This window comes from Rhodothalassium salexigens DSM 2132, assembly GCF_004341375.1.
GTDB lineage: Bacteria > Pseudomonadota > Alphaproteobacteria > Sphingomonadales > Rhodothalassiaceae > Rhodothalassium > Rhodothalassium salexigens.
Genome location: NZ_SLXO01000001.1, coordinates 279770 through 295604 on the forward strand (window position 1 = coordinate 279770; position 15835 = coordinate 295604).

10 protein-coding genes are annotated in these 15835 nt (G+C 64.8%); 1 reads left to right on the forward strand and 9 read right to left on the reverse strand.

Going from position 1 to position 15835, the window contains the following annotated elements:
- Positions 1-304: 304 nt before the first annotated feature.
- Positions 305-2143 carry a PAS domain-containing hybrid sensor histidine kinase/response regulator gene (locus EV659_RS01210; RefSeq protein ID WP_165878640.1) on the forward strand — a complete coding sequence of 613 codons (1839 nt, stop codon included), beginning with the start codon at positions 305-307 and terminating at the stop codon, positions 2141-2143.
- 47 nt (positions 2144-2190) lie between these two features.
- On the opposite strand, the gene EV659_RS15110 is transcribed toward EV659_RS01210, so the two are convergent.
- The 9 genes from EV659_RS15110 to EV659_RS01255 all read right to left on the reverse strand — a co-directional run bounded on the left by EV659_RS15110 (position 2191) and on the right by EV659_RS01255 (position 15830).
- Positions 2191-3195, reverse strand: coding sequence for a methyl-accepting chemotaxis protein (locus EV659_RS15110; RefSeq protein WP_132706715.1), 1005 nt, complete (start codon positions 3193-3195; stop codon positions 2191-2193).
- Positions 3196-3378: 183 nt separating this feature from the next.
- Positions 3379-4032, reverse strand: coding sequence for an OmpW/AlkL family protein (locus EV659_RS01220; RefSeq protein ID WP_132706717.1), 654 nt, complete (start codon positions 4030-4032; stop codon positions 3379-3381).
- Between the two features lie 193 nt (positions 4033-4225).
- Entirely contained in the window at positions 4226-6301 is a 2076-nt protein-coding gene (locus EV659_RS01225; protein WP_132706718.1) for a tetratricopeptide repeat-containing sulfotransferase family protein, read from the reverse strand.
- 186 nt (positions 6302-6487) lie between these two features.
- Positions 6488-8944 (reverse strand): TonB-dependent receptor, encoded by a 2457-nt coding sequence (locus EV659_RS01230; RefSeq protein ID WP_132706720.1) that lies wholly within the window; start codon positions 8942-8944, stop codon positions 6488-6490.
- Between the two features lie 594 nt (positions 8945-9538).
- Positions 9539-11986, reverse strand: coding sequence for a TonB-dependent receptor (locus EV659_RS01235; RefSeq protein WP_132706722.1), 2448 nt, complete (start codon positions 11984-11986; stop codon positions 9539-9541).
- 674 nt (positions 11987-12660) lie between these two features.
- Positions 12661-12915 (reverse strand): DUF1467 family protein, encoded by a 255-nt coding sequence (locus EV659_RS01240; protein ID WP_132706724.1) that lies wholly within the window; start codon positions 12913-12915, stop codon positions 12661-12663.
- A gap of 18 nt (positions 12916-12933) precedes the next feature.
- On the reverse strand, positions 12934-13338 hold the full coding sequence (gene mce, locus EV659_RS01245; protein WP_132706725.1) for a methylmalonyl-CoA epimerase: 405 nt from the start codon (positions 13336-13338) through the stop codon (positions 12934-12936).
- Between the two features lie 13 nt (positions 13339-13351).
- The gene (locus tag EV659_RS01250) at positions 13352-14962 is read right to left on the reverse strand and encodes a ribonuclease J (RefSeq protein WP_132706727.1); all 1611 of its coding nucleotides are present in this window, start codon (positions 14960-14962) and stop codon (positions 13352-13354) included.
- A 76-nt stretch (positions 14963-15038) separates the two neighbouring features.
- Complete coding sequence (locus EV659_RS01255) at positions 15039-15830, reverse strand: type III pantothenate kinase (RefSeq protein ID WP_132706729.1); 792 nt, start codon at positions 15828-15830, stop codon at positions 15039-15041.
- Positions 15831-15835: the final 5 nt, after the last annotated feature.

Consider the following 15835-nt stretch of genomic DNA (forward strand, 5'->3'; position numbering starts at 1 on the left):
CGTCGCCCTGAGGACTTGCACGCGGTAGGTGCATGGGCGGTCGTGCCGTTCACATAAATTTACGGTTTTTTCTTGATCCTTGCGGTCGAGTTTTTTAAGGCAAAGCGGGTAAAAACAAAGCCGACAGGCAGCCGGGCCGCAGATTGCCCAGGCTGTAGCGAAGGACACGCGATCTCCCGCATGCCGCGAGCGGAAGGAGCCGATGCTGTCGACCTCAACGCCAAGCGCACCCGGCGACAAGCCGAGGGCCGAGCCAGAGATCCCGGCAGCCGTTCTGACCCGGCTTCGGGCCCTGGCGGCCCATATGCCTCAGGCATGGGTGGCGTTGCTCGACGCCGACGCCCGCCTGTTCTGGGTGTCGGGACCGCCCGCGCTGTCCGCCTTATCGCCCGCCGCCGAGGCCCTGCCCGCTGAGTTGCCCGTTTGCCTGCGCGGCGGCGATCGAAAGGCGCTTGGCAAGGCGGCCGCGGCGGTCATCGGCGGCACGATGCTGCGCGAACAGGTGACCCTGTCGCTGAGCGATTCGGCCGGCGATGCGACGGGCCCCACCGTCTGCCTTGAGGCCCATCTCACCCCGGCGGGCGCGGAAGCGCCCGACCGGGCGGTGCTGGTCGGCCACGATATCACGGCCCAATTCAGCGAAATCGGCCGCTTTCGCGAACTCGCGGAAAAGGCCGCAGAGGGCATCGTGGTGCTGAGAGATGATGAGGTTCTGTATGCCAATCCGCGCATGGCCTCGATGTTGGGCATGAGCCGCCCGGAAGATGTGCAACGCCTGCAATCGGTCAGCCATTTCGTGCATCCCGACGACCGCGCCGAGGTGATGGGCAACATCGCCGACCGGATGACCGGGCGTCGGGTCACGGCGGCGCCTTACGATTTCCGTTTGGTGAGCGATAAAGGCCGCTGCCTGTGGGTCAATTGCCACGCCGAGACGATCCTGTCCTGGCCCGGCGGGCCGGCGATCCTGGCCAGCTTCGTCGACGTCACCGCCCGGCGCGATGCCGACCGCGCGCGCACCGAGACCGAGTTGCTGTTCCAGCGCATTTTTGAATTGTCGCCCGAAATCATCACCCTGACCCGGTTCGAGGACGGCACCTATCGCTTTATCAACGATACCTTCACCCAATCACTCGGCTATCGCCGCGAGGAGGTGATTGGTTTCACGCCAGACGACATCGGCATCTGGTCGCCGGACAATCCGCGCGAGCGGTTGATCGCCTGCCTGCTCCGGGATGGCACGGTCCAAGACCTGTCCATGCGCGCACGCCGACGCGACGGCCAGATCCTGGACCTGTCGGTATCGGCGACGACGCTCGACTATGAGGGCGACACCTATATTCTTCTGGTCGCCCACGACGCCACCGAACGCCGCCGCCAGGAACGCCAATTGGAAGCCAGTCGCCAGCACGCCGAGTTGGCCAACCGCGCCAAGTCGGAGTTTCTCGCCAATATGAGCCACGAACTGCGCACGCCCTTGAACGCGATCATCGGGTTTGCCGAGGTCATGCAGACCGAAGCGTTCGGCCCGCTGGGCACCCCTCAATATCGCGACTACAGCAACGACATCCTCAATGCCGGCCGCCATCTGTTGTCGATCATCAACGAGATCCTCGACCTGTCCAAGCTAGAGGCGGGCCACCTGGCGGTCGATACCCTACCCGTGCCGGTCGGCGGTGTTTTCGACACCTGCGTGCGGTTGATCGGCGAAAAGGCGCAACAGGCCGGTGTGCGCGTTTCGGTCAAGCCGCACGATCCCGGGCTCGACGTGCTGGCCGACCCGGTGCGGCTCAAGCAGGTTATGCTCAACCTGCTGTCGAACGCGGTAAAGTTCACGCCATCGGGCGGTCGGGTGGAAATCCGCGCCGCCGCCGTCGACGACGAAATGGTCGAAATCCAGGTGGCCGATACCGGCATCGGCATGTCGAAGGCGGACCTGGCCCGGGCGATGACGCCCTTCGGCCAGGTGGACTCGTCGCTCAGCCGCCACCACGAGGGCACCGGCCTCGGCCTGCCCCTGGCCCGCGCGCTGATCGATCTGCAACACGGCACCCTGCACCTGGAAAGCGAACCGGGCATGGGCACCACCGCCACGGTCCGGCTGCCGACGCTATCGGAAAAAACCGTCGAAACCCTCAAATAAAGCGCGCGGGCCGAACACGCCAAGGCCCGCGCGCGGCGGCCGACAGGTCAGCGGGACATCTCCCGGTCGAGCGTTTCAAGCGCGGTTTTGACCGTCTCGGTCGCTGTGCGGATGTCGTCCATCGCCGTGATCACGCCGCTTGCCCCCTTGCCCGCGCCCTTCGAAGTGGTCACCGACTGGTCGACCAGGTCGGTGATCCGGTCGGCCATCTGGTGGCTGTTCTTGGCCAGCGCCTTGACCTCGCCGGCGACGACCGCGAACCCGCGCCCCGCTTCGCCGGCCCGCGCCGCCTCGATGGTGGCATTCAGAGCCAGCAGGTTGGTCTGTTTGGCGATCGCCTGAATCTCGCCGGTCAACTGGCTGATCTGGGTCGACAGATCGGCCATGGCGTCGACCGCCTGGCGGATCGCCTGGACCTGCTCGACACCGCTTTCCACCACCGTCACCGCTGAACGCGCGTCGTCGAGCGTCGCCCGCGTTCGCTCCAGCAAGGTCTCCAACAGATCGGACCGGCGCTTTTCGGTGTCGATATCGAAGGTGGAGCCGCAGGCGCGCAACGGGTTGCCGTCGCGGTCACGGCGCGTGCCGCACAACGCTCGCACCCAGATAAACTCGCCGGTCTTGCGCCGCAGTCGATAGCGGATGTCGAATGGCGTCCGATCGGTCTTGTCCATCAGGTGGGCGGCGAAGGCGGCCTCGACACGTTCCTTATCGTCAGGATGAAGACTATTGGAAAAAGAGCTGAATTCATTTGGGAAATCGGTTTCATCACGATAGCCCAGCATACGCCGCATCTCCGCCGAATAGGTGGTCTGAGGCTGCCCCGGCGCCAGCCGGGTTTCGTCCAGGATATGGTCGAACAGCCCGACACCCGAATGTTCGAAATAGAGACTAAGCTGCTCGTCCAAGAGACGACGGTCGCGGGCCAGCGTCTGGACGCGTTCGACCAGGGCACGGCTGCGGCCGTCCAGGGTGGCCAGGTCGGGGGACTGGCCGTCGAACAGTGCGTCGAGCACCGCCGCAAGGTCGGTGGAGACGGATCGATCGGACACGGCAACGGCTCCGCATGTATGGTTAAGCTTCTCTAAGGCTGTGCCGAAACGATCCCCGACAAGGGTTAAAAAACTTCTTAAAACAAGCTGGGCACCCCCCGCGCCGGCGGTCGAGACGGTACCGGGCGGCGGCGCCAACCGCACGCCGCCCGGCCCAAAGCCTGGATCGCCGGGGGCCGTCGGTCAGAACCGGTAGCCGACGCCGAAACCGAAGATCCACGGGTTGATGTCCACGTCGGCGGTGATACCGCCGCCATTGATGCTCACATCGGTGTCGAGGAACAGCCGCTTGACGTCCAGATTGACCATCCACGGCCCGCTGATCTGATAGTCGAAGCCCGCCTGGAGGGCGGCGCCGACGCTGGTGTCGGCGTCGATGCTGGTCACCGCGCCGCCGGCGGCGTCCTCGTCGATGAAGAAGGTGACGTTGATGCCGGCGCCCACATAGGGCTTGAACCGCTTGGTCACCGGCAGGTGGTACTGCGCGGTCAGCGTCGGCGGCAGCAGCAGCAATTCGCCAAGCGGCACGTCGCCGAGCGCGGTGCCGGTGGCGGTCACATCGTGCGGGGTCACCGCCGCGATCAGTTCGACAGCCAGGCGGTCGGTGAAGAAATAGCTGAAATCGAGCTCGGGCATCACCGCGGTCTCGATATCCACCGAGCCGCCGATGGGGTCGATGTCGGCGCCCTCGTCGGGCTCGACGACGATGCCGCGGGCGCGGATGACGATATCGCCGGCTTGGACGAAGCTGTCCTGGGCCAGGGCCGGACCGGCCGACGCGGTGATCGCCATGGACAGGGCACAGCCGGCAAGCGGCCAGAAGCGTGAGAGGAACATGGGCAAGGCACTCCGTATGTCTGTCGCTGATGCTTTCTGCCTAAAGGTCTTAGGCCGCACAGCGTTGATATACATCAAGCTTAAAACGTGCCCTGCCCTTTTTCGACACAGCCATGGCGGGAATCCGGCCGCTGTTGCGTGCGGGCAACGCTCGCGCGCGCGACGGGCGCCGATCGCAGCCCGCAGCAGGGCTTTAGCGGTCGCGGCGATAGTCCGTGAGCGCCGGGCCAAGCGCCTGTTTCAGCGGATCGAGCCACGGCTCGAAGCGCTGCCAGGCTTCCAGGCCGTCGGTGTTGATCGGCTGGCGCACCTGCTCGGAACTGGCGGTGCGCACCGCCCGGCGGGTCTTGTGGAAGTCCACACAGGCGGTCTCGAACGGCAGGCCGCAGAAGTCGAGCAGCCGGCGCACCTGGCCTTCGAGGTCGGCGACCACATCCTCGTGCTGGACGCGCAGAATGCGCCCGGGCAGCACCCGGTCCCAGTGGTCCATCAGATCCACATAGCCACGGTAATAGCGGCCCACGCGCTCCAGCCCGTAGGTGAACTCCTGGCCCTCGGCGAACAGTTGTTTGAAGCCAGAGAAACAGCAGGCCATGGGGTGGCGCCGGGCGTCGATGATCTTGGCGTTGGGCAGGATCAGCGCGATCAGCCCCAAGTGACGGAAATTGTTCGGCATCTTGTCGGTGAAGAAGGGCGCCGAACCGCGGTGGACGCGGGTTTCGTCCAGATAGGCGCGGCCGAGTTCGGCCAGTCGGTCCGCCGGCAGGTCGTGGAGCACGCGCGGATAGGGGCTGTCGGCGGTGATCCGCTGGCGTTTGCGCAAACCGTGCGACAGCGACAGAATCGACGCCAGTTCCATGGTGCCGTCGACCGCGGAGTGCGAGGCCAGGATCTGTTCGATCAGCGTCGAGCCGGCGCGCGGCAGACCGACGATGAAAATCGGATCGGGGGCGGGATCGCCTTGGCCGGCGCGGCTCTCGAACAGCTCGGCCGTGCAAACCGCCGCCTGGGCGGCCAGTTCCTCGTCCATATGGTCGATCCGGTACTTGCTCTGCGCGCGCTTGAGGGCATTGGCGCGGTCGTAATACTGGAACGACGTCTCATAAGCCCCTGCATCTTCATGCGCTTTTCCGAGCGCGAAGCCCAGGTGCACGCGGTCGGACCAGCCCGTCTCGGGGTCGGCCTCAAGCGCCGCCATGCGCGCCATCTCGGCGTCGGTGAAGCGATAGGTCTTGAGGTTGGCGAGGCTCCAAAAGGCGTCGCCATGGTCGGGCTTGGCGGTATACGCGGCGCGATAGGCGGTCACCGCCTCATCGGTGCGGCCGACGGTCTTGAGCGCGTGGCCCTTGGACATCCAGGTCACCGGGTCGTCGGGCACCTTGGCCAGCACCTTGTCGAACATGGCGAGGGCGGTGTCGGTGTCGCCGGCGATCTGGCTTTCGATGCCGAGGCTCGACTGAAACACCGGGTTGTCGGGGTCGCGGTCATAGAGGATGCGCGCTTGCGCCAGGGCGGCGTCCACCTTCTGACGCTTGCGCAGCACCTTGATATAGTCGAGCCGCACCTGGGTGTTGTCGGGGTCGAACTCGGCCGCGCTTTCGAGCAGAAACTCGGCCTCGTCGAGGGCGTTGAACCGCTCGCCGATCTCGGCCAGCAGGCGCATCGCCTCGATATGGTGCGGGTGGCGTTGCAGGAAGTGGCGGCACAGCGTCTCGGCCTTGCCCAGCTTGCCCTCGTGCAGGAAGCTGGTCACCGAGACCAACTCGCGCGGCAGGGCGGCCAGGCGCTCGGCCTGTTGCTCGGCCCAGCGCGCGCGGCCGGTCTGGCCGGCGGCGGCGAACAGGCGCGCCTGCTCGCGCCACGCCGCCATCAGGCCCGGATTGGCGGCTGTGGCGCGCTCATAGGCGGTCAGCGCACCGGCCGCGTCGCCGCGGTCGCGGCGCAGATGGCCGTCTTCTTGGTGAACGCGGCCCGATTGCGGGCTCAGCATCTTGAGCTTGGCCAGCACCGCGGCGGCCTCGTCGTAGTGCTTGAGAAAGCGCCGGGCCACCGCCTGCACATAGAGCGCTTCGGTGTCGTCCGGGCGTTCGGCGAGTACGGCCGCGGCGGCGGCGTCGGCCTCGGCCGGGCGGCCGGCCTGCAACAAGTGGCGCGCCTGGGCGAGCGGGTCAGCGTCGGCGGCGGGGCGGGCGGCGGTCTCGGGCGTCACGATCTGCTGTCTCCTCAGCGCGTTGGGCGAGCCGATGGCCTCCTTGGACGGTCGATGCATCGCCGAACCGCGCTCATTGTGTAAACCGCGGGTCTTTCGCGGCCAAACCGGATCATCCCATGCGCCGGCTTGATCGGCAAAGGCTGTCGTCGGCTGAAAACCCAAAAGGGCGTTAGAACGAGAAAGGGGCGGCCCTGCTCAGGCCGCCCCCGGGGATTATGGGGCGCGTCGGACGCCCGGCAAGGATCAGAAGTCGTAGCCGACCCGCAGGCCCCAGGTCCGCGGCCGGTTGGTGAAGATCCGCGGGATATCGTCCTGGGTGGAGATGAACAGCTCGGCCCGGGTGTCAGTGAGATTCTGGGCGAACAGTTCGGCCCGCCAACGGTCCTTACGGATACCGGCCGACAGGTTCCAGGTGGCGTAATCGTCCATCTTGCGCCGTTCGGCCAGCACGATGTCGCTGAACGCGCTCGACGAATAGTTCACCTGGGTCTGCGCATGCAGTTGGTAGTCACCCATGAACCAGGTGTAGCGGGCGCGGATATTGCCCTGGAAATCCGGCGCCGTCGACAGCTCGCTGCCCACCGGGGCAATGGCGATGCTGCCGGTTTCGGCCAGGTCGGTCAGCTCGGTGTTCAGGTACGTGAACGCGCTGCTGACGGTCAGGCCGGTGGTCACCGCCCAGGTCAGGTCGCCTTCGAGACCCCAGATCTCGGCATCCGCCGCATTGTCGTTGAAGGTCAGGTTCGACCCGACGACTTCCGGGGCGAACACCGACGCCTGGATGTTGTCCCACTTCATGAAGAAGGCGGCACCGTTGAACCGGACATTGCGGTCGAACAGGTCGATCTTCCAGCCCAACTCATAGTTGGTCAGTTCGTCGGTCTCGAACGCGCACGGCACGGTGTTGGTGGTCGACCCCGGCGCACACCCGCGGTTCAAGCCGCCGGGGCGGAAACCTTGCGACCAGGTGAAGAAGAACAGCAGGTCTTCGGTCGGCGTGAACGTGGTGCCGGCCTTGAAGATCACGTCCTTTTCCTCGGCCGGACGGAAGCCAGCCAGGGTTTCATCCAGATTGTTGCCGCTGTCGGAATCGCCGCCATCGCCGGCCAGATTGCCGAAGGCGAAGTTGGACGAGCCGACCAGGCTGACGTCGATGTCGAACCAGCGCGCGCCGAAGGTCACATCCCACAGACCCGGCACCACCTCGAAGGTGGCCTCGCCGAACACGGCGATCTGTTCTTCGGTGCGGGTGATATCGTTGAAGAAGGCGACGCCCGGATCCCGCGGGTTCGGGTCGATGGTGGTCGCACCCGGCAGCGGCGCGTTCTGGGCGAACCCGCGACGACCTTCCTTATCGAGCACGAATTGCGAGCCGAAATATTGGAAGTTGCCCCGGTCCTTCAGCTTCAGATCATCGTAGAACACGCCGAAAGTGGCCTTCAGGCGATACTCATCGGGCGTGTTGAAGCGCAGTTCGTGGGTGTTCTTGGTGATATCCTGCAGGTTCTGCGCACCCAGATTGGGCGCCTGACAGGTCCCCGAAGGATCGACGCCGGCATCCGGGTAGGTCACCGCCAGATCACAGATGTAATACGGGATATAGGGGCCCACATTGGCATAGCCGGTATAGTCGACCACCTGATCCACATTACGGTCCAGATAGCCACCGGTATAGACCACTTCCAGGAAGTTCAGGCGTCCGGTCAGCGTCCAGGCAGTGTTATGCCACTTCTCGTTCAGTTCGTCGGAGGAGAAGCGCTGCACGTCCAGATCGCCCACCGCCGGGTCATAGTCGAACACACCGTCGGCATCGAGATTCTGCCGCATGTGGACCACTTCCAGATCCCACTGGTCGGTGATGAACCACTTCCCGCTCAGGCGCAGACCGCGATAGAGCGCATCGTTGAAGTCATCCTCGACATATTCGGTGTTGCTGGCTTCGAGGAATTCCACGTCCGACAGGTCGGCGCCCGCCTGAAAGCCGGTGCGGCCCGGATTGAAACGCGGATTGACACTCGGGTCGAGCGTCTTGGTGCCGGCCACATTGTCGATATAGCCGCCCTGACTGTCATTGAACAGCGCCAGCCGGAAGGCCAGTTTGTCCTCGACCACAGGGGCGTTGATATAGGCTTCCTGCTTGTTGCTCATCTCGCCGTCTTTGGTGGTCGAGACGGTGGCGCTGAAGCCCGCTTGCCACTGGTTCATCACCGGCTTCTTGGTGATCAGGCGCACCGTGCCGGCCTGGGAACTGGCGCCAAAGAGCGTGCCTTGCGGCCCGGGCAGCACCTCGATCCGCTCCAGGTCGGTGGCGTAGACGTCCAGATTGCGCCCCGGCATGGTCACCGGCTGTTCGTCCAGATAGAGCGCCACATTGGGCGTCTTGCCGTTGGCCCCGGACAGATAGACCGGGAATGCACTCGACCCCAGTCCGCGCACGGTGATGAGCTGCTGACCCGGCCCACGACCCTGCGCGGTCACATTGGGGAGTTGCTGGAGATAGTCGGTGAAATTGCTGATGCGCAAATCTTCGAGTTGCGCGGACCCAAGCGCGGTCACGGTGACCGGCGCATCCTGCGTAGTCTGAACCCGCTTCGTCGCAGTAACGACGATTTCCTCGACTTGGCCATAAGCGGCAGTGCTGCCAAACGTGCCAGTAAGGGCGGCAAGTGCGGCCACCGAGACCGTACTTTTCCTAACCATTCGCAATCCTTTCTTAGCGTTATTGCTTCGCGGACCGCCTTCTATGAGCGAACGAGCGAGATTGCACGGACTTTTTCAATCTGACGCCACAAACCGCGCAAAAAAACGTCGCGGTGTTGTATTTATGTGACCCGTGACACACCGCCCCACCCCGACCAGCGACGGAAACGCGGATACGACGGCCGAATCGCCCCTCCCTGCGACCGCGGCCCGGCTGCGAAGCAACCGGGCAATAAACGGATGGATCTCGCCCGCCGAACGATAGAAGCGGCGTGGCTGCCGACCGTGTGGCGACAAATGGGCGTCATCCTCATTATTATTCTGCGCTCTTATACAAAAATCATATTCTATCGAGGCGCCACTATCAAGTGTCTAACCCAATCCTTTCTCATGTCAGCAATTGTATGCAAGCGTAACGATCTCTGGGCCGACACGTATCGCTGACGTGAAACCGCTGCCGCGTCCCCCTTGCGCCACCGCTTGGCCGCCCCTGATCCACCGCCGGGGACGCGGGGCATGGACATAGAAACGGGGCGACGCCATTTGGGCGCCGCCCCGCTTCGCATCGCTGCATCGGCCGCGTGTGCTGCCTGCTTAGAAGTCGTAGCCGACCCGCAGGCCCCAGGTCCGCGGCCGGTTGGTAAAGGTCCGCGGGCTGTCGTCCTGGGTCGAGATGAACAACTCGGCCCGGGTGTCGGTCAGGTTCTGGGCGAACAGCTCGGCGCGCCAGCGGTCCTTGCGCACCCCGGCCGACAGGTTCCAGGTGGCGTAATCGTCCATCTTGCGCCGCTCGGCCAGGACGATGTCGCTATAGGCGCTCGACGCATAGCTCACCTGGGTCTGGGTGTGCAGTTGATAGTCGCCCACGAACCAGGTGTAGCGCGCGCGCAGATTGCCCTGGAAGTTGGGCGCGGTGGACAGCTCGCTGCCCACCGGCGCGATGGCGATGCTGCCGGTGTCGGCGAGCGCGGTGATCTCGGTGTCGAGATAGGTGAACGCGCCGCTGAGCGTCAGCCCCTGGGTCACCGCCCAGGTCAGGTCGCCCTCGATCCCCCAGACCTCGGCATCGGCGGCATTGTCGTTGAAGTTGAGGTTCGAGCCGACGATCTCGGGCGCGAACACCGACGCCTGGACCTTTTCCCAATCCATGAAGAAGGCCGCGCCATTGAAGCGCACGGTGCGGTCGAACAGGTCGATCTTCCAGCCCAGTTCATAGTTGGTCAGTTCGTCGGTGGCGTAGGTGCACGGCACCTCGGTGTCGGGCGAACAGCCGCGGTTCAGACCGCCGGGGCGGAAGCCCTGCGACCAGGTAAAGAAGAACAACAGATTGTCGGTCGGTGTGAAGGTGGTGCCGGCCTTGAAGATCACGTCCTGCTCTTCGGCCGGGCGGAACGCGGCCAGGCGCTGGTCGAGATTGTTGCCATTGTCGGAATCGCCGCCGTCGCCGGCCAGATTGCCGAACCCGGTGTTCGACGAGCCGCGCAGGTCCACGTCGATGTCGAACCAGCGCGCGCCGAAGCTCACGTCCCACAGGCCCGGCACCACCTCGAAGGTGGCCTCGCCGAACACCGCGATCTGTTCTTCGGTGCGGGTCACATCGTTGAAGAACACCACGCCCGGGTCGCGCGGGTTGGGATTGATGGTGGTCGCGCCGGGCAACGGCGCGTTCTGCGCGAAACCGCGTCGGCCTTCCCGGTCGAGCACATATTGCGAGCCGTAATAGCCGAAGTCGCCCATGTCTTCGAGCTTTAGATGGTCGTAGAAGGCGCCGAAGGTCGCCTTCAGGCGATAGTCTTCAGGCGTGTTGAAGCGCAGCTCGTGGGTCTGTTTCCGGACCGACTGAATATTGTGGGTGTTGAGATTGGGCGGCTGACACGTCCCCGACGGGTCTTGACCGGCTTCGGGATAAGACACCGCCAGGTCGCAGATGTAATAAGGAATATAGGGCCCCACATTGGCATAGCCCGTATAGTCGATCGACTGGTCCACATCGCGGTCCAGATAACCGCCGGTATAGACCATCTCCAGAAACGCCAGGCGCCCGGTCAGCGTCCAGGCGGTGTTGTGCCATTTTTCGCCCAACTCGTCGGCGGTATAGCGGCGCACGTCCAGATCGCCGACCGCCGGGTCATAGTCGAACACGCCGTCGGCATCCAGGTTCTGACGCATATGGGTCACTTCCAGGTCCCAGGCGTCGTTGATGAACCATTTGCCGCTCAGCCGCAGGCCGCGATAGAGCGCGTCGTTGAAGTCCTCTTCCACCAGGTCGGTGTTGCTGGCGTCCAGAAACGTCACATCCGACAGGTCGGCGCCGGCCTGATGGCCCGCATTGCCGGGCAGAAAGCGCGGGTTGACGCTGGGGTCGAGCGCCTTGGTCCCGGCCACATTGTCGATGTAGCCGCCCTGGCTGTCGTTGAACAGCGCCAGCCGGAAGGCCAGTTTGTCCTCGACCACAGGGGCGTTGATATAGGCTTCCTGCTTGTTGCTCATCTCGCCGTCTTTGGTGGTCGAGACGGTGGCGCTGAAGCCCGCTTGCCACTGGTTCATCACCGGCTTCTTGGTGATCAGACGCACCGTGCCGGCCTGGGAACTGGCGCCAAAGAGCGTGCCTTGGGGCCCCGGCAGCACCTCGATCCGCTCCAGGTCGGTGGCGTAGACGTCCAGATTGCGCCCCGGCATGGTCACCGGCTGTTCGTCCAGATAGAGCGCCACATTGGGCGTCTTGCCGTTGGCACCCGACAGGAACACAGGAAAGGAACTGGACCCCAAGCCGCGCACGGTGATGATCTGCTGGCCCGGCCCGCGCCCCTGCGCGGTCACATTGGGCAGCTGCTGGAGATAGTCGGTGAAGCTGGAAATCCGCAGGTCCTGCAACTGCGCCGCCCCCAGCGCGGTCACGGTGACCGGCACATCTTGCGTGGTTTGCACGCGCTTGGTGGCCGTCACGACGATCTCTTCGACCTGACCATAGGCGCTGCCGCTGCCAAAGGTACCGGTAAGCGCAGCCAGCGCCGCCAATGAAATGGTTCTTTTTTTGATCATAAAATCTCCTTTCTTATCAGTATTTTTAGGCACCCGCCCTCTATCTTCATGAAGCGGAGAATGCACGCCCTTTTTTATTAGCGATTTCTTATTTTATAGCTTAAAAATAGCAATTTATATTTATTTGTTCATCCGGCTTGGTTAACCGCCTCAAGCCATAGCCCGCCACACGGCCGCCGCCGTCCGACGGCGAAGGCCGACAAATCGCCGTCTTGTGCGGTGTTGGCGAGGGTCCGGCAGGCTCTGGCGACTGCCATGCGGGACCGCCGACCGGGCGGGCGCCTTGATACGTCCATGCGCCACCCGCCTTACGGCCTGATAAACCCCGACCGTCAACCCCGACTTGTAGAAATGCTTTAGAAAAAGCCTTGTCACACAGGGCGGTTGCGACTCATGACCCAGCAATTGTGGCAAACATGACACAGTCGGAGGAAATCACGCTGCGGGCTGGTCTTAAGAGCGTGCTAACCGCGTGACAGCGGCCGGCCTCCTCGCTAGCCTTTGATCCGTCGCAGGCGATTTGCGGACTGGAGCGCTGCCCAAGTTCAGGGAGGCATTGCGGCAATAAAAGGGCCTCAAGAGCCCATATAACGATAATCACATTGTCGGGTGGAAGCGTCGCTTTCACCCGGCTTTGTTTGTCGTTTCTGCCAAGTGTGTGACGCAGGCGCCCGTCAGGCGAACACACCGCGCAGCGAAAACCAGCCCTGGGCCAAGCCGGTCAGATAAAGCGCAGTCACAACCGCCGCCACCAGGGTTGCCACCAGCGCCTTGGGCAGCAGGTGCGGGCGCACCGGCGCGCCGGGCTCCGCCCCCGCGACCGGGGTCACGTTGTCGTCTTCGTGGCGCGCGGTGACGCCGAACGGCAGGGCGGCGAAGAACGCCACCCACCAGACCACCGTGAACACCACGATCCCGCTGGCAATCACCGACCGCCCTCCCCGGCCTCAGGCCTGTTCCAGTTCGACCAGCGTGCCGCACATATCCTTCGGGTGCAGGAACAGGACCGGCTTGCCATGGGCGCCGATCTTGGGCTCGGCGGGGCCCAGGATGCGCGCGCCCTGTGCCACCATGCGGTCGCGCGCGGCGGCGATGTCGTCGACCTCGTAGCAGACATGGTGGATGCCGCCGGCCGGGTTGCGCTCCAGGAATTTGGCGATCGGCGAATTGTCGCCCAGCGGGTGCAGCAACTCGATCTTGGTGTTGGGCAGGTCCACGAACACCGTGGTCACGCCGTGGTCGGGCTGGTCCTCGGCCGGCGAGACCTGCGCGCCCAAGGTGTCGCGATAGGTGGCGACCGCCGCGCCCAAGTCCGGCACCGCGATGGCCACATGGTTGAGCCGTCCGATCATGATCGCGTCTCCCCTATATCTCTTCCTCTTCGAGGATGATCACCCGCACGTCCACGACGCTGTTCTTGCCCCGGGCATTGCGGCATTCGCGGCGCACGGCGATGCGCACCGCCTCGGCCACCGCCGCCTCGTCGTCGCGGCGCTTCTTGGGCATGCCCTTGACCGCGCGCTCGGCCGCGTCGAGCAGGCCGGTCTCCAACGAGCCACCGCGTTCATAGCGCGGCAGCCCGCGGACGACGATTTCGGGCTCGCCCAGCAAGTCGCCGGTCTCGTCGAGCAACACGGTCAGCACCACATGGCCTTCCGCGCCGATCTTGCGCCGGTCGTTGATGCCCGGATCGCCGCTCGGCACCAGGGTGGTGCCGTCGAGATACTGAAAATCGGTGGCGATCTCGTCGACCACCCGCGCCTCGCCCGGCGCCAGCCGGATCGCGCGGCCATTGGCCGAGTGGATCGCGGTTTCGACGCCCTGAGCCTTGGCGAAGCGCACATGTTCGCGCAGGTGGCGCGGCTCGCCGTGCACCGGCACCGCCACCTTGGGCCGCAGCCAGCGGTAGAGCTCGGTCATCTCCGGCCGGCCGGGGTGGCCCGAGACGTGCACCGCCGCGTCGCGTTCGGTGATCACGTCGATGTCGCGGATGGCCAGGCGATTGACCAGCGCGCCGACCGACTTTTCATTGCCCGGAATGACCTTCGACGAAAAGATCACCAGGTCGCCCTTGCTCAGCGACAGGTCGCGGTGGTCGCCGCCGACGATCCGCGCCAAGGCGGCGCGCGGTTCGCCCTGACACCCGGTGCAGCAGATCAACATCCGGTCGGCGGGCACGTCGGCGCCCTCGGCCGGCGTCAACGGCGCCGGCAGCCCGTCCAGATAGCCCAACTCGTCGGCGACCCGCCAGATCCGGTCCATGGACCGCCCGGCCAGCACCAATTCGCGCCCGGTGTCGCGCGCCACCTCGGCAATGCTCTTCAAGCGCCCGGCGTTGGACGCGAAGGTGGTCACCACCACCCGGCCCGAGCGGCCCTTGATCACCTCGGTCAGGCCCGCCTTGACCGTTGCTTCGCTGCCCGAGGCTTGGGCGTTGAACACATTGGTGCTGTCGGCCATCAGCGCCAGACAACCGGCATCGCCGATCTCGGCCAGCCGGTCGCCCGGGGTCGGCGCGCCAATGGGCGGCGCGTCATCGAGCTTCCAGTCGCCGGTGTGGAACACCGTGCCGTGGCGGGTCTGGATCGCCAGACTGTGGGCCTCGGGGATCGAGTGCGCCACGGGCACGAAGCGCAGGCTGAACGGCCCCAGGTCGAGCGGCTGGTCGGGCGAAATCAGCGTCAACGGCGCCTCGTCCATCAGCCCGTGTTCGATCAGCTTTTCGCGGATCAGCGCGCCGGTGAACGGCGTCGCATAGATCGGCACCCTGAGGCGCGGCCACAGATGCGCGATGGCGCCGATATGGTCCTCGTGGCCGTGGGTGATGACGATGCCGTCGAGCGCGTCGCGGCGTTCCTCGATAAACGCCGGTTCGGGAAAGATCAGGTCGACGCCCGGCACGCTTTCGCCGGTGAACGTCATGCCGCAATCGACCACGATCCAGCGCCCGTCCAGATGATAGAGGGCCATGTTCATGCCCACCTCATCGGTGCCGCCAAGCGGCAAAAAGATCAAATCGCCGCGTTCAAAACCGTCTAATGATGCCATGTGTTCAGGATACCGCCGGGGCTGTCACATTGCGTTCGTAGATCAAGCGCAGCCCGTGTAGGGTCAGATCGCCGTCGACCGCGTCGATGGCGTCCGTCCGATTGAAGAAAACCCGCGCCAGTCCGCCCGTGCCGAGCACGCGCATCTGCGGGTCGTGTTCCTGGCGCAGCCGGTCGACGATGCCTTCGAGCAGGCCCACATAGCCCCAGTAAATGCCCGATTGCATCGCATCCAGCGTGGTGGTGCCGGTGACCCGACTGGTCGACGGCTCCTCCACCGCGATGCGCGGCAGCTTGGCCGCCGCCTCGTGTAACGCCCAAAGCGACAAATTAATGCCCGGCGCGATCACCCCGCCCAGATAATCGCCGGTCTCGCCGATCACGTCAAAGGTGGTCGCGGTGCCGAAGTCGACGACGATCAACGGCCCGCCGTAAAGCTGGTGGCCGGCGACCGCGTTGACCAGGCGGTCGGCGCCCACCTCGCCCGGATTGGGCACCCGCACGCCGACGCCCAGGTCGACCCGCTCGTCGCCGACGATCAACGGGTCGCATTGGAAATAGTCGACGCACAGGCGCACCAGATGGCGCTGCACCGGCGGCACCACGGTGGCGAGGATCGCGCCGTTGACGTCCGCCGGGTCCAGATCGGCCAGCCGCATGAGCTGCGAGATCCAGACTGTATATTCGTCCGACGTGCGCTGCACCACCGTGGAAATGCGCCACTGGCGGACGATGGTCTTGCCGTCCAGCAGCGCAAACACCGTGTTGGTGTTGCCGGCGTCGATGGTCAGCAGCATCGCCG

Bases quoted from the DNA above. Each gene is read 5' to 3' on its own strand.
- EV659_RS01210 (WP_165878640.1), top strand. From the start codon at position 305: ATGCCTCAGGCATGGGTGGCGTTGCTCGACGCCGACGCCCGCCTGTTC.
- EV659_RS01220 (WP_132706717.1), bottom strand. From the start codon at position 4,032: ATGTTCCTCTCACGCTTCTGGCCGCTTGCCGGCTGTGCCCTGTCCATG.
- EV659_RS01225 (WP_132706718.1), bottom strand. From the start codon at position 6,301: ATGCATCGACCGTCCAAGGAGGCCATCGGCTCGCCCAACGCGCTGAGG.
- EV659_RS01230 (WP_132706720.1), bottom strand. From the start codon at position 8,944: ATGGTTAGGAAAAGTACGGTCTCGGTGGCCGCACTTGCCGCCCTTACT.
- EV659_RS01235 (WP_132706722.1), bottom strand. From the start codon at position 11,986: ATGATCAAAAAAAGAACCATTTCATTGGCGGCGCTGGCTGCGCTTACC.
- mce (WP_132706725.1), bottom strand. From the start codon at position 13,338: ATGATCGGACGGCTCAACCATGTGGCCATCGCGGTGCCGGACTTGGGC.
- EV659_RS01250 (WP_132706727.1), bottom strand. From the start codon at position 14,962: ATGAACATGGCCCTCTATCATCTGGACGGGCGCTGGATCGTGGTCGAT.
- EV659_RS01255 (WP_132706729.1), bottom strand. From the start codon at position 15,830: ATGCTGCTGACCATCGACGCCGGCAACACCAACACGGTGTTTGCGCTG.